Below are 13,198 nucleotides of genomic sequence, written 5' to 3'. Positions count from 1 at the left end.
CACGCGATAGGCATATTTGTCATACTAAAGGCAATCCTTAAGATTTTCCCATCAATCCATCAGCCATTCGGATGAGGCTTCGGACATGCTGAAGTTCGCGCTTTTTGGAGCAGGGCGCATCGGCGCCATGCATGCGGCCAATATCGCCGCCAATCCGCAGGCGGAGCTCGCCTGGGTATTCGACGTCAACAAGGACGCGGCGGAAAAAGTGGCATCCCGGCATGGCGCCAGGACGGCGGCGAGCATCGAGGCGGCTCTTGCTGATGCGTCCGTGGGCGCCGTGCTGATCGCGTCCTCGACCGACACGCATGTGCCCCTGATCACCGCCTCCGCCAGAGCCGGCAAGTCGATCCTGTGCGAGAAGCCGATCGATCTCGACATCCGGAAAGTGGAGCAATGCCGCCGGGATATAGCGGGAAGCAAGGTGCCGGTGCAGATCGGTTTCAATCGGCGCTATGACGCGACGCATCGCGCGGTGCGGCAGGCGGTGGCCGCCGGCGAGATCGGGACGCTCGAAGTGCTCATCATCACCAGCCGCGACCCGGAGCTGGCGCCCATGCCGATCCTCCAGGGCTCGGGCGGCATTTTCCGCGACATGACCATCCATGATTTCGACCTGGCGCGCTTCATCCTGGGCGAGGAGCCGGTGGAGGTCTCGGCCACCGGCAGCGTGAAGGTCGATCCGGTGGTCGCCACGCTCAACGACTATGACACTGTCATGGTGACGATGAAGGCGCAGTCCGGCGCGCTTGTCCACATCAACAACTCGCGGCGCTGCGTCTATGGCTATGACCAGCGGGTCGAAGCCTTCGGCTCGAAGGGCATGGTGCAGTCGGACAACCCGATGCCCAATATGCTGAAGCGCAGCGGTGCTGCCGCGACCCAGGCGCTCGGACCGCTCCATTACTTCTTCATCGAGCGCTATATGCAGGCCTATCTCGACGAGCTCAATGAATTCATAGACCGCACCAACAAGGGCCTGCCGCCGACGGTCGATTTCGAGGACGGCCGCAAGGCGCTCATCATCGCCGATGCGGCCTTCGGATCGATCCGCACCGGTAGGACGGTGAGCGTGAATTACGGACCCACATAGTCGCTATCGGATTCACACATCTTGTGTCGGGTGCGTTTATCTCCTCGCCGCCAACGGGGGAGAGGGAGGGACCCGATGCGAAGCATCGGGAGGGTGAGGGGGAACTGACGGCAATCGTTCCGACATCGCATCAAGATTGTGCCGCTGGTTCCTCCTCACCCTAACCCTCTCCCCCGCTGGGGGAGAGGGATCCTCAATAGCCGTCTCGTGGTCCGACAGCTCCAGATGCTTCGCGATGGATTCTCGCCGAGGCACGGGTGATTTCGGAGGATGAACCGCATTCCCTGGTGGAATGAATTCATGCCTATAAGTCGTTTGACGGCCTGGAGCGGACCCCACTATTTCTGCCGCTTGGTAATACGGGGGCGCTGGATGAATGCGACGACTGGTCGGTCCGGCCACAAGGACGCGAGGATGGCGAAGTCCGTAATTGTCGTGCGACATTCTGATGGCCAGGAAGTCTCGGTCCCGGCGACAGTGCCCGCAGCAGTGAGGGCACGCTTGGCGTCAACGCTATCGGCACGCGGTCGACTGGTCTGGACGGCGCTTGAGGGGGCCGTCGTCGTCGGCTTGATTGTAGGATGCCGACGTCGCACGACCACGATGCTCAGGATCGCCTGCGTGTGGATCAATCCAGATGATGCCGAGGGTGGCATCGCGTGACAACGACGTCCGGGTGTGGCGCATAAGCTCGGATACCAAGGAAGACGACGTTCCGGAGAGCTTTCGGTCGCTCATTGGGATCCCTCCTGCGGCGCCGGGAGCGGTGTATTCCCAACGCTCGATCGGGGACTACAAATCGACGGCAAACTCCGTAGTGCCGATTTATACGCAGTCGACGGGTTTTACCTGCGGACCGGCATGTCTGATGATGGCTTTCGCCAGCTGCAGCAGTGCCGTGGCCATGGACCGATCCCTGGAATTGGCGCTTTGGCGCGAGGCGACGACCATAGCGTCGTCGGACGGGCCCGGTGGGTGCGATCCATATGGTCTGGCCATTGCCGCCGCATCTCGTGGATATCGATTGCACATGCTGATGAGCACCGACGATCCTGTCCTTATTGAGCGGGACGACACGGAAAAGGACCGCGAGCTGATCGGATTCGTCCAGTCTGAGTTCAAGCGGCGTGTATTGGCCGCGGGCGTCAAGGTGGATATTCGTGCGTTCGCGATCGCCGAGTTGAGGCAAACGATCGAGAGGGGCTCGACCGCCATCGTCTTGATTGATCAGATGGAGACACACGGTCGGGTGGTACCCCATTGGATACTGGTACATGCAGTGGATGGTGACCACTTCATCGTCAACGACCCTTGGTTCCAGCCTGACGGGCTTGAAGCTCCGGTCGATGTCGTTGATCTGCCGATCCGGGATTCCATGCTTGAACGAATGTGCTGGTATGGCGAGACGCCGTATCGGGCGGCTCTCATCATAGACAGGTTCCCAGGCTTGTCTCGATGAGCGAACAACGCGAAATCATGTCAGGATGGCGTTGACCACTATGCGTCGGCAGCCTGAATAAGCAGACGGCTCCGCGGCTCCAGAAGTCTGCTTCCCCATCGGCAGCACCCATCAAAAGCACGAGCCCGAGGTTGTTTTTATACAGAACTGACAAGCCTACCACGTAAAGCCGCGATCAGCGGCTGAACAGAACACAGTCGGCAGATTGGGCAGAGAAAGCTCGGGCGCCGGTCGAGAAACGGGGAGCCGATGACTGATATCCGGCCGACCGCAGCCCATGGCGGCGCCATTGGCATGCGCGGCGTCAAGAAATGTTTCGACACTTTCCAGGCCGTCAACGACGTGACGCTGGATATCCACTCGAACGAATTCTTCACTCTTCTTGGTCCATCGGGCTGTGGAAAGACCACCCTTCTGCGGATGATCGCTGGCTTCGAGCTGCCTACCGAAGGGCAAATCCTGCTCGACGGAACCGACATTTCCGCCCTTTTGCCGAACCAGCGCCCGGTCAATACCGTCTTTCAGAATTACGCTCTCTTTCCGCATCTGACGGTCGCCGAGAATATCGGCTTCGGCCTCAGGATGCTCGGCAAGCCGAAGGCGGAGATCGATGCTGCCGTCAAGGACATGCTGAGGCTCGTGCATTTGGAAGGGCGTGGGGATAATCCGGTGACTCAGCTTTCCGGCGGCCAACAGCAGCGCGTGGCACTGGCCCGCGCGCTCGCGCCGCGGCCGAAAGTGCTGCTGCTCGACGAGCCGCTTTCTGCGCTCGACCTCAAGCTGCGCAAATCCATGCAGATAGAACTGAAGCGACTGCAGCTCGAAACAGGAATCACCTTCGTCTTCGTCACGCATGACCAGGAGGAAGCCCTCGCCATGTCCGACCGTATCGCCGTCATATCGGCGGGAACGGTTCGCCAGGTCGGGACGCCCTGGGATATCTATGATCGTCCGGCCGAACGCTTCGTCGCCGAGTTTATCGGCGAGACCAATTTCCTCGAGGCTGAAGTCCTCTCCGTCTCCGGCAACAAGGCTCGCCTGCGGCTCTGCTCCGGCGCAGTTATCTGCGCGACCTATCCGGATGACCTCACACCGAAGGGCAAAGTCGCCATCGCCATTCGCCCGGAGCATGCACGTCTCGGCCCGCCGGGCTCGGGCGTCCTGGAGGGCGTGCTCGACGATCTCGTTTATCTCGGCACGGACAACCATTTCCACGTCAAAGTCGATGGCGGCGGCACATTCATCGTGCGCCAGCAGAACGCCAAGAGCGGCCCATGCGGATTCTCCAGGCAGGAACGCGTCGGAATCGCCGTCAATGACGACGTCGCACGGATATTGAAGGACTAGTCATGTCGATCAGGACCGAGAAAGTCAGCGAACGACGGAAGAAGAAGGAAATCCGGGATCGTTGGCTTCTCAGCGCGCCTGCCCTTCTCCTCATCCTGGCGGCTGGTGCCGGCCCCCTGGTCATCGTGGTGGTCTATTCCTTTCTCGCGCCGGGCAGCCATGGCGACGTGAGGTGGGAATTTTCGACGAAGGCCTGGTTCGACGTCCTCTTCACGCGCGATATATTCGACGGCACGGTCTCGATCGCAGACGCGCACTTCTCGATCTTCTGGCGCAGCGCCAAGCTCGCCTTCGCCACGATGATCCTCTGCCTCGTCTTGGGATTTCCGACAGCCTATTTCATCGCGACACGCGCCCCACGCAGCCGCTCTCTATGGCTGTTCCTCATCACCATCCCCTCCTGGACGAACATGCTCATCCGCACTTTTGCGATCCAGGAAGTGATCCGCGCGGAAGGCATCATCAATACGATCCTGATGAAGCTCGGCGTCACTTCGGCGCCGATCCAGATGATGTTCACCGACTTCGCCATCATGCTGGGAATGACCTATGTGTTCTTGCCGCTCATGGTTCTGCCGCTCTATGCCAGCCTTGAAAAACTGGACTTCCGTCTGATTGAGGCCGGGTATGATCTCTATGCGTCGAGTTTCGGCGTGCTATGGCGGATCATCATTCCGCTGGTGAAGCCCGGCATCATCGCCGGCTCCATCCTTGTATTCGTGCCGGCGCTATCCTCTTACGTGATCCCGCGCGTTCTTGGCGGCGGCCAGGGTCTCATGGTCGGCAATCTGATCGAACTGCAGTTTGGCCAGGGACGAAATTGGCCGCTCGGCGCGGCGCTATCGATTACCCTTGTCATCATCATTCTCGTCGCGATGCTCCTCTATGTCCGCAATACATCGAGGTCCGGAGGTGGCGCCCATGGCTGAATCCTTCCTGATAAAGCGCCAGCCGGGCTTCGCGACGATCGCAGTGTTCTGCTTCTTCCTGTTGTACCTTCCTATCGCTACGCTTGTCGTCTATGCCTTCAACTCGAGCGCGTCGATCGCTGGTTGGGAAAGCTTTTCGCTTCGCTGGTTCGAGAGCGCCTGGAACAATCAAAAGGTCATCGAGGCCTCGCTGCGCTCTCTCCAGATAGCTTCCGTCGCCGCGGTTATCGCCACGGCATCCGCGACGCTGGCGGCCATCGCCACCACCCGAACCGCTCCCTATCGCGGCCTCACCTTCAAATATTCGATGATCAATATACCGCTTCTGGTGCCGGAAATCGTAACGGCGGTGGCGCTGCTGATCCTCTTCTCGCGCATCAAGATATGGACCGGCTATTCCGGACTTGGCTACCTCATCATTGCCCATTCGGCCTTCTGCGTGCCCTTCGCCTATATGCCGATCCGCGCGCGCCTCGAAAGCATGGACCTCTCGCTGGAAAGGGCGGCGGCCGACCTTTACGCGTCGTCCTTCCAGATACTCCGCTACGTGACGCTGCCGCTGCTCTGGCCGGGCATTCTCGCCGGCCTGATGCTCGCCTTCGTCGTCTCGCTCGACGATGTCGTTATCACGGAGTTCGTCAAGTCGGCCGGTCAGGACACGCTGCCGACCTATATGCTGGGGCAAATGCGACGCGTGGCTACACCGGAGATGAACGCCATAGCGACGGTCTTTCTCGTCCTGTCGCTGGCGATCGTCACCATCATCTTCTTCCTGAGCTACACGCCCCGGAAGGGCAAAAACTAGAAAAGGAGTGCGACTGATGAAAACGAAACTAGGACTGTGTACGCTTGCCGTCGGCTTGCTTGCCTCTCCCGCCATTGCCAAGGCGGAGGGAGAGCTCAACATCTTCAACTTTGGCAATTATACGAGCCCCGAATTAGTCAAGAAGTTCGAGGATACCTACAAGATCAAGGTGACAATCACCGATTACGACTCGAACGACACGGCGATCGCCAAGGTCCGGCAGGGCGGACACGGCTTCGACGTCGTGGTGCCCTCGGCCAGCGTCATGCCGGTCTGGATATCGGAAGGCCTCCTGCTCGAATCGCGTCCCGACCAGATGGAGAACTTCAAGAACGTCGATCCCCAGTGGGTGGGCGTGCCCTTTGATCAGGGTCGAAAGTACTCGGTTCCGTGGCTTTGGGGGACGGCGGGTGTCGCCGTGAACACTAAAGTCTACAAGGGCGACATCAACACTTCGTCAATCTTCCTTGATCCACCGGCCGAGCTCGCCGGCAAGATCAATGTCGTTCCGGAAATGGCCGACGTGATGCATATGGCCGTGACCTATGCTGGCGGCGAGCCGTGCACGGGCGATCTCACTGTGCTGAAGAAGGTGCGCGACACTCTCGCTGAAGCCAAGCCGAAGTGGATTTCCATAGACTACGGGAGCATCGAGAGATACGCGAAGGGCGACTATTCGGCTGGCTTTGCCTATAATGGCGCGACGTTCCGCTACCGCCTGGCGAACCCCGATGTCCGCTTCGGTTATCCGAAGGAGGGCTATCCAATCTGGATGGACAATGCGGCGATCCTGAAGGATGCAAAGAACGTCGATAACGCCAAGCTTTTCCTTAATTTCATCATGGCTCCGGAGAATGCGGCATTGCTGTCCGGCTTCGCGCGCTACGCGAACGGCATCAAGGGCTCAGAGGCCTTCATGCCGGAAGATATGAGGGGCGCGCCGGAGATCGTTATTCCGGAAGAGCTGAAGGCAGCAGGCAAATTCAACCTCACCTGTCCGCCGGACGTTCAGGAACTCTACACGAAGCTTTGGACCGAACTGCTGAAGTAGGGCAGTGCCAGGTTCAAGTTCGTTCTCGTGGTGACACGCTTTTGGAGCGCGACGCAGGCAGGGCGTAGCCCGACCGGAGTTGCGCTCCATAAGCGCGGACGAAGTTCATACCGCTGCGCGTGTCTGCGCTGCCGATTCCCCGTCACCTGCCGCATTACCCTCTCCCCGCTAAAGCGCATGGCTGTCCGGGGAAATTCAGTCGACCCGTGCAGGGCCTTACCTGGTTTCCCCTTCCCCCGCCTGCGGGAGAAGGTGGCCGAAGGCCGGATGAGGGCGTTCTCTCAGCTTCTTTGGCGCCGCAAGCATGCGAAAGTATCGAAGCTTCGTCATCTTATTCTCTTGAAGAGCTTTCGTGAGCTGAACCAACACCCTCATCCGCCCTATCGAGCACCTTCTCCCGCAAGCGGGAGAAGGCGAATGGTGGTGAGTTCTGAGTCTCATCATGAAGCGCGCTAGCCCGGACGACGTGCCGGGGCTGGAACTAGTCGTTGTCCGACAGCTTTTCCAGATTCTGGTCGGCGCGGCGCGTGGCCGCCTCGAAGCGCTCTTCCATCGTCTGCATGTTCTTCTTCGGCTCCTGATAGTAAGCCGTGAGCTTCAGAAGCGAGACGAAGCTCTTGTTGAGCGCGCGGCCCCAGAACTTCATCGGCCGGTCGAAGTCGAACAGCAGGATGACGCGTTCCTCGTCGGTGTCGTTCCACACCTCATGCTCATAGGTGTCGTCGAACACGAAGATCTCACCCGGGCGCCAGACCTGGATCTTGTCGCCGACGCGGAGGCGGCACTTTTCGGCGTCTTTCGGAATGATCAGGCCCAGATGGGCGCGCAGGATGCCCTTGGTTACGCCACGATGCGCCGGGATATGATAGCCGGGTCCCAGTATCGAGAACCACGCCGTCTGCAGATTGGGAATGCTCTCGAGGATCTTGGTGGTGAGCGGCGCCTGCTTGCAGTTCTTCTCGAGCTTGTCGCCAAACCCAAAAAGTATGAAGGTGCGCCAGTTGTTGCCTTTGGCGATGCGCATCTGGTCCGGCGAAACGTCCTGGAACAAAGGCACCGCCTCGCGATGCTTGAGGATCTCGACCACCTCGGCGCGCATGCCCTCCCAATTGTCGACGAAGGGCTTGAGGAAGGGGAAATCCTTATTGTCGTGGACGGGCATATCGCCCACCAGCGACTGGCGGCCGAGAAAGTTCGCCAGGCCGCGGATGAAATTCTTGCCGAACCGCTTAACCTTCTTTCGGCGTTCCTTCTTGAATTTTTCGCCGAGCGACATCTCGGTGTTGGCCATCGCAGTCCTCTTTAACCAATAACGGTAACCTAACGGATTCCCCGCCTATAACATACCGTCCCGGAATATCACCTTATCTCGTGTAACGGATGTTGGCACGGGCTGGCGTCGTGCTGGCTCTGGCGCTAAGGGATGTCCGTTGACGAAGGGTATTTAGGCAAATGTGGGTCAGAACGCAACTCAAGATCGGATGGGGGGATCTCCTGGCGGGAGCCTGGAACTGTTTTAAATCGAACGACCGCGAGGCCCTGCGGTGCTCGGTGGAAGGCTTCTTTTCCGATGCCGATGACACGATCGCCGCCTATTCGGTACGCTCCGGCTTCGATCTCCTGATCCAGGCGCTCGAGCTCAAGCCCGACGATGAGGTGATCTTCTCGGCCCTCAATGTCCGCGGCATGGTGCGGGTGGTGCGCGATGCCGGCCTAGTGCCGGTTCCGGTCGAACTCGATGTGGGCTCGATGGGCCCGAGCCTCGCAAGGCTCGAGAAGGTCATTACGCCGCGTTCACGTGTTTTCGTCGCTGCGCACCTCTTCGGGGCCAGGCTCGATCTCGATCCGCTCTTCGACCTCGTGCGGGTCAAAGGCATTGTCGCGGTCGAGGATTGCGCACAGGCCTTCAACGGCAGGGCCTATCCGGGCAGCGACAAGGCCGATCTGAGCCTGTTCTCCTTCGGCCCGATCAAGACCTCGACCGCGCTGGGCGGCGCCCTGATCCGGGTGCGCGACGACAAATTGCGCGGCCGCATGCGGGCCATCCAGGCCACTTATCCGCTGCAGCCCGACAAGAAACATCTGAAGCGCATCCTGCAATTCATGGGGCTCAAGCTGGTCACGTCGCGGCCGGTGCTGGGCGCCATCTACAAATATTACAATGCGCGCGGCCAGGACTATGAGGATTCGCTCGCCGACCGGGTGCGCGATGTCGCCCCGCTCAAGACGGCCAAGAACCTGCGCTTCCAACCCTCGACCGCGATGCTGGCGCTGCTCAACCGCAGGCTCGAGGAATTCGACATCCAGGATATCCGTGTGCGGACGAGCAAGGGCGAGACGCTGCGCGATCTGATCGGCGGCGCTGTGGCGATGCCGGCGCAGGCCAATGTGCATCACGACTACTGGGTGTTCCCGCTCCTGGTGGAGGAGCCGCGCAAATTCATCGACGGGCTCCGGGCCGAGGGCTTCGATGCCGCCGACCTGCCGCGCTCGCAGCATATCGCGGCGCCCAAGGACCGGCCGGAACTCGAGCCCAGGACGGCGGCCGGTGTGATGCGCGATCTCGTGGTCATTCCCTGTTATGACTCGATGCCGGATGCGGAACTCGTCCGCCAGGCAGAGGTCATAAAGCGGCTCGCGGAGAAGCCGGTCGCCCCTGAATTGATCGAATCAAAACAGTAATTTAGGAAGATTTGCGCAGGTTTCGCATGAGCTTTGCGGCGCATGCGCATGATCCGGAAAAGTGGGAAGCGGTTTTCCAAAAAGATCATGCGCAAATAAGAAGATAAAGCGTGATGGCGACTCAAGCCATCACGCTTGAACCTGTCAAATCCCGTGCGTCTTCTGTCAAGCCGCTCCGAGGCCTGAGGGCCTAAGGTCCCATCAGGCAGAATCCCTTGGAGCCCCGCTCGATGAGCAAGGAAAAAGACGACTTCATCGCCCGGTCGAAGCAATTCTGGAATCCCGGCAAGACCTCGGAATGGCAGCGCATGGGTGTCGATCTGGTCATCGACCGGCGCGAGGCCTATTACCTCTGGGATGTCGACGGGCGCCGGCTGATCGACGTCCATCTCAATGGCGGCACCTATTCGCTGGGCCACCGCAATCCCGAAGTGGTCGAGGCGGTGCGCGAGGGCATGGCCTATTTCGACATCGGCAATCACCATTTCCCGTCGATCATGCGCACTCATGTGGCCGAGATGCTGGAAAGGCTGACGCCGCCGGGCCTCAAGCGCACCATCTTCGCCTCGGGCGGCGCCGAGGCGATCGACATCGCGCTCAAGAGCGCCCGCAACGCCACCAAGCGCCGCAAGATCATCTGCATCGAGCGCTGCTATCACGGCCATACGGGCCTCGCGGTCCAGGTGGGCGATGATCGTTTCTCCAAGCTGTTCCTGTCCGAGGCGTCGAACGAGAATGTGGTCAAGGTGCCGTTCAACGATCTCGAGCGTATGCTCGAAGCCATCGCGGTCGGCGATGCGGCCTGCGTGATCATGGAGACGATCCCCGCCACCTATGGCTTCCCGATGCCGAAGCCCGGCTATCTGACCGCCATCAAGGCCGCCTGCGAGAAGGTCGGCACGCTCTATATCGCGGACGAAGTGCAGACCGGCCTCATGCGCACCGGCGAGATGTGGGGGATCGAGACCTATGGGGTTAATCCGGACATCCTGGTCACCGGCAAGGGGCTGTCGGGCGGTATCTATCCGATCGCCGCGGTGGTGGTGAGCGAGAAGGCCGGCCAATGGCTGAGCGAGGACGGCTTCGGCCATATGTCGAGCTTCGGCGGCGCCGAGCTCGGCTGCCTCGCCGCGGCCAAGGTACTGGAAATCTGCGCGCGCCCCGAAACGCGCTCGCAGGTCCATTACATCTCGGCCTATCTCGCCAATGGCCTGCGCCAGGTGCAGGCGAACTATCCCGATTTCTTCACCGGCATCCGCCAGCGCGGCATCGTCATGGGGCTCGAATTCAACCATGACCAGGGTGCGGTCTATGTGATGAAGCACCTTTATCAGAACGGCATCTGGGCGATCTTCTCGACGCTCGACAAGCGGGTGCTGCAGTTCAAGCCGGGTCTCCTGATCGACCGCGAAATGTGCGACGAGATCCTGACCCGCCTCGACACCTCCGTCGCCCAGGCGCAGGCTGAGGTGTTCGGCGGCCGGGCAAAGAGCTACATGACGAGCTCCAAGCCTTCCCATTCGCGCCAGTCGGCGGCCTGATACATGTCATCATCGGATACGCTTACCCATCGGGAGAAGCTCGCTCAGCTGCAGCGCATCGCCGATGCGGCGCTCAAGACCTATGACCTGCCGGCCGGCGCCCGGGCGACGATGATCAACCTGTCGGAGAACGCGACCTATCGCGTCGATGCGGGGGAGAGAAATGGGCCCTGCGGGTGCACCGCGAGGGCTATCACTCGAAGGCCGCCATCGGCTCCGAGCTCGCCTGGCTTCAGGCGCTGCGCCGGGATGGCGCCGTGACCACGCCGGTGCCGATCAAGGGCCAGGACGGCGAGATCATTCAGAACATAACGCTGCCGGGCCTCGCTGAGCGGCATGCCGTGTTGTTCGACTGGGAAACGGGCGCCGAGCCCTCCGAAGCCGAACTGCTCGGGCCCTTCGAAGTGCTGGGTGCTGCGACCGCGCGCATGCACCGGCATGCGCGGCAGTGGCAGAGGCCAGTGAGCTTCGAGCGCCTGACCTGGGATTTCGACGGCGCCTTCGGCAAGGTACAGCATTGGGGTTCGTGGCGCGACGGTATGGGACTCGATGCCGGGAAGGCCCGGCTCTTTCAGCGCACCGTCGATCTCATCGAGAAGCGGCTTCTGGCCTTCGGCAAGGGGGCCGAGCGCTATGGCCTCATTCATTGCGACATGCGTCTCGCCAATCTGCTGATCGACGGTGATGAGACGAAGGTCATCGATTTCGACGATTGCGGCTTCAGCTGGTATCTCTATGACGGCGCGACCGCGCTTTCCTTCATCGAGCACCGTCCCGACGTGCCTGAGCTGATCGCCGCCTGGGTCAAGGGCTATCGCAGCGTGGCGACGCTGTCGCCTGAGGACGAATACGAGATTCCGACCTTCGTGATGTTCCGCCGGCTCCTGCTGGTCGCCTGGATCGGGTCGCATGCCGAAACCGATCTCGCGAAGTCGATGGGCATTGCCTATACGCAGGACACTGTCGCCCTGTGCGAGGACTATCTGCGGAAATTCAGCTAGCTAGATTTCCCTTACGTTATATGTAATGCTAGCCGTTCTTCGGTCGGGTGGACCGGGATAAAACGCCACGAGACGGCATCATGAGGGGTCTGATCAGCCGGAGATCGTTTGCTCTGCTCGCAGCGAGTCTGGCACTCGCGAGTGAACGCGCGTTTTCTCAGGGAAAGCCGGATCTTATCGACAATGAAACCCTGTCCCAGATCACAGCTCGTCTGACAGGTGCCGCCCAAGAGCTCCTGCCGCGTTTCGCCGATCGGTCTGAGAGTGGATGGATCAAACAGCTCGGCGATGACATTAGCCGACTTGTCGGCTACCTGCCTAAATTCGAAGTCTCAAAATTCTACGGCGAGATGCTCGACTATGATGCGGCGACGCTCCGTAAAGCCGCCACTGAAGAAGACATGGACAAGGCTACGGACTATATCCGGATCAGCCATGAGGACATCAAGATCAAGCTCTGGGGCATTGAATTTCAACTGCAGCGCGGCGAAACGAGCACAGACGTTGCCGTTGAGGTGAATACGATCACTTCCTACGACAGAAAGCCGGTCAACGGCCTCTACATTCAGTTTTATATGCTTGGCACCGGCGATTCCATCCCGCCCTTCAGGGTCTTTCCCAAGCTGACCACGCCGACGCAGGACTTCATGCCGCCCGGCTACTACATCATTCATGTCCGCACCGCCAAGGACGCGCTGGTGATCAAGAACAGATGCACGCTCCTGGGCCGGCAACCCGTCGAGAGAATCGAGATCGGAATTCCATGAAGTGGCTGGCCATCTGGAAGGGGGCTTATGCCGTTGCTGTGGCTGCCGTGGCGATTGCCACACCTCTTATCTACACACCGCCGGGACATTCGCTGGAAGGCAGCGCGCTCAACTGGAAGCTCCTGGCGACAATTGCAGTTGCCGCTGCTCTCCTGGCCAGGTTAATCCCGAGCAGCAGTCGGGTTGCCATCTTCGGGCCGTTCATCCTGGGTGTGGTGCTGCTCATCATCTATTTTTACCTGTCGCAGGTCTGGTCATGCGAGGTCGGACCCGGCCGGGTCGTCATCGGTTCGGTGTTGAAATCAGAAGCTGCCACGGTCCTCGCCACAAGCCCGAGCGCCACCTGCACCGACCTGCTGCTCAATTTCGCCAGCGATCCGAGGCGCGTCTATGAGGAGACCGCCATCTATTTGCGCGAAACAGTGCTGGGGGCGCTTTACTTCGTAATGATCGTCCTGTTCTCGGCCGGCCTGCTGGGCCTGACGCGGGGCACCAACCCCAGCACTCCATAGGACAAGTCCCG

General features: G+C 60.3%; 13 protein-coding genes. 12 read left to right on the top strand and 1 reads right to left on the bottom strand.

The window, feature by feature from the left end; genetic code table 11:
* The first annotated feature begins 85 nt into the window (after positions 1 to 85).
* The 6 genes from iolG to G5V57_RS01715 all read left to right on the top strand — a co-directional run bounded on the left by iolG (position 86) and on the right by G5V57_RS01715 (position 6,684).
* Positions 86 to 1,093, top strand: a complete 1,008-nt coding sequence (iolG, locus tag G5V57_RS01740) for an inositol 2-dehydrogenase (protein ID WP_165165914.1) — start codon at positions 86 to 88, stop codon at positions 1,091 to 1,093.
* Positions 1,094 to 1,742: 649 nt separating this feature from the next.
* Positions 1,743 to 2,552: a peptidase C39 family protein gene (locus G5V57_RS01735; RefSeq protein WP_165165913.1), complete on the top strand. Its 810-nt coding sequence runs from the start codon at positions 1,743 to 1,745 to the stop codon at positions 2,550 to 2,552.
* A 249-nt stretch (positions 2,553 to 2,801) separates the two neighbouring features.
* Positions 2,802 to 3,899 (top strand): ABC transporter ATP-binding protein, encoded by a 1,098-nt coding sequence (locus G5V57_RS01730; protein ID WP_165165912.1) that lies wholly within the window; start codon positions 2,802 to 2,804, stop codon positions 3,897 to 3,899.
* 2 nt (positions 3,900 to 3,901) lie between these two features.
* Complete coding sequence (locus tag G5V57_RS01725) at positions 3,902 to 4,828, top strand: ABC transporter permease (RefSeq protein WP_165165911.1); 927 nt, start codon at positions 3,902 to 3,904, stop codon at positions 4,826 to 4,828.
* Entirely contained in the window at positions 4,821 to 5,633 is an 813-nt protein-coding gene (locus G5V57_RS01720) for an ABC transporter permease (RefSeq protein WP_165165910.1), read from the top strand. Before G5V57_RS01725 ends, G5V57_RS01720 begins: the two co-directional genes overlap by 8 nt.
* 16 nt (positions 5,634 to 5,649) lie before the next feature.
* On the top strand, positions 5,650 to 6,684 hold the full coding sequence (locus tag G5V57_RS01715) for an extracellular solute-binding protein (RefSeq protein WP_165165909.1): 1,035 nt from the start codon (positions 5,650 to 5,652) through the stop codon (positions 6,682 to 6,684).
* 481 nt (positions 6,685 to 7,165) lie between these two features.
* Here G5V57_RS01715 and G5V57_RS01710 read toward each other — a convergent pair whose 3' ends face one another.
* Complete coding sequence (locus G5V57_RS01710) at positions 7,166 to 7,975, bottom strand: aspartyl/asparaginyl beta-hydroxylase domain-containing protein (RefSeq protein WP_165165908.1); 810 nt, start codon at positions 7,973 to 7,975, stop codon at positions 7,166 to 7,168.
* Positions 7,976 to 8,136: 161 nt separating this feature from the next.
* On the opposite strand from G5V57_RS01710, the gene G5V57_RS01705 reads away from it, so the two are divergent.
* From G5V57_RS01705 to G5V57_RS01685, 6 genes are all read left to right on the top strand, one after another.
* Positions 8,137 to 9,366 carry a DegT/DnrJ/EryC1/StrS family aminotransferase gene (locus G5V57_RS01705; RefSeq protein ID WP_165165907.1) on the top strand — a complete coding sequence of 410 codons (1,230 nt, stop codon included), beginning with the start codon at positions 8,137 to 8,139 and terminating at the stop codon, positions 9,364 to 9,366.
* Positions 9,367 to 9,596: 230 nt separating this feature from the next.
* The gene (locus G5V57_RS01700; RefSeq protein ID WP_165165906.1) at positions 9,597 to 10,907 is read left to right on the top strand and encodes an aspartate aminotransferase family protein; all 1,311 of its coding nucleotides are present in this window, start codon (positions 9,597 to 9,599) and stop codon (positions 10,905 to 10,907) included.
* Positions 10,908 to 10,910: 3 nt separating this feature from the next.
* On the top strand, positions 10,911 to 11,168 hold the full coding sequence (locus tag G5V57_RS34090) for a hypothetical protein (protein WP_246737775.1): 258 nt from the start codon (positions 10,911 to 10,913) through the stop codon (positions 11,166 to 11,168).
* Positions 11,084 to 11,908 (top strand): phosphotransferase enzyme family protein, encoded by an 825-nt coding sequence (locus G5V57_RS01695; protein ID WP_246737488.1) that lies wholly within the window; start codon positions 11,084 to 11,086, stop codon positions 11,906 to 11,908. The genes G5V57_RS34090 and G5V57_RS01695 overlap by 85 nt, the downstream gene beginning before the upstream one ends.
* An 80-nt stretch (positions 11,909 to 11,988) precedes the next feature.
* A complete protein-coding gene (locus G5V57_RS01690) occupies positions 11,989 to 12,675 on the top strand; it encodes a hypothetical protein (RefSeq protein ID WP_165165905.1) in 687 nt (228 codons plus the stop codon).
* Positions 12,672 to 13,187, top strand: coding sequence for a hypothetical protein (locus G5V57_RS01685; RefSeq protein ID WP_165165904.1), 516 nt, complete (start codon positions 12,672 to 12,674; stop codon positions 13,185 to 13,187). The genes G5V57_RS01690 and G5V57_RS01685 overlap by 4 nt, the downstream gene beginning before the upstream one ends.
* The last annotated feature ends 11 nt before the right edge of the window (positions 13,188 to 13,198 follow it).

This window comes from Nordella sp. HKS 07 (assembly GCF_011046735.1).
GTDB lineage: Bacteria > Pseudomonadota > Alphaproteobacteria > Rhizobiales > Aestuariivirgaceae > Taklimakanibacter.
The sequence above is the reverse complement of the archived record's forward strand: the minus strand, read 5'-3'. Positions and strand labels throughout refer to the sequence as shown.

Coding starts and splice junctions, on each gene's coding strand:
- G5V57_RS01700 (WP_165165906.1), top strand. CDS start 9,597: ATGAGCAAGGAAAAAGACGACTTCATCGCCCGGTCGAAGCAATTCTGG.
- iolG (WP_165165914.1), top strand. CDS start 86: ATGCTGAAGTTCGCGCTTTTTGGAGCAGGGCGCATCGGCGCCATGCAT.
- G5V57_RS01730 (WP_165165912.1), top strand. CDS start 2,802: ATGACTGATATCCGGCCGACCGCAGCCCATGGCGGCGCCATTGGCATG.
- G5V57_RS01690 (WP_165165905.1), top strand. CDS start 11,989: ATGAGGGGTCTGATCAGCCGGAGATCGTTTGCTCTGCTCGCAGCGAGT.
- G5V57_RS01720 (WP_165165910.1), top strand. CDS start 4,821: ATGGCTGAATCCTTCCTGATAAAGCGCCAGCCGGGCTTCGCGACGATC.
- G5V57_RS01685 (WP_165165904.1), top strand. CDS start 12,672: ATGAAGTGGCTGGCCATCTGGAAGGGGGCTTATGCCGTTGCTGTGGCT.
- G5V57_RS01710 (WP_165165908.1), bottom strand. CDS start 7,975: ATGGCCAACACCGAGATGTCGCTCGGCGAAAAATTCAAGAAGGAACGC.
- G5V57_RS01715 (WP_165165909.1), top strand. CDS start 5,650: ATGAAAACGAAACTAGGACTGTGTACGCTTGCCGTCGGCTTGCTTGCC.
- G5V57_RS01725 (WP_165165911.1), top strand. CDS start 3,902: ATGTCGATCAGGACCGAGAAAGTCAGCGAACGACGGAAGAAGAAGGAA.
- G5V57_RS34090 (WP_246737775.1), top strand. CDS start 10,911: ATGTCATCATCGGATACGCTTACCCATCGGGAGAAGCTCGCTCAGCTG.
- G5V57_RS01705 (WP_165165907.1), top strand. CDS start 8,137: ATGTGGGTCAGAACGCAACTCAAGATCGGATGGGGGGATCTCCTGGCG.